General features: G+C 67.6%; 1 pseudogene. It reads left to right on the forward strand.

Going from position 1 to position 287, the window contains the following annotated elements:
- Positions 1–287 (forward strand): annotated as a pseudogene (locus EN874_RS33265) (ATP-dependent DNA ligase); the annotation flags it as partial.

The following is a 287-nucleotide window of genomic DNA, read 5'->3' on the forward strand; positions in this document are numbered from 1 at the left end:
CGCTGGAAGCCTCGGCGGACTGGGACGAGGTCAAGGACTTCGCGCATGACTTCGCCCGCGCGCTGGAGCAGGCCGCGCCCAACCGCTATACGGCTACGCTGTCGAAAAAGGCGCGCACCGGCAAGATCTTCGTCGACTATCTGCGCAACGGCCGCGGCTCGACCACGGTGGCGCCCTATTCGTCGCGCGCCAAGAAGGGCGCGACGGTGTCGATGCCGGTGACCTGGCCGGAGCTTGAAAAGGGTGTTGCGCCCAACGCCTTCCCGCTCGGCGATGCTTCCGCCCTG

The sequence above is a fragment of the Mesorhizobium sp. M1D.F.Ca.ET.231.01.1.1 genome (genome assembly GCF_003999155.2).
GTDB lineage: Bacteria > Pseudomonadota > Alphaproteobacteria > Rhizobiales > Rhizobiaceae > Mesorhizobium.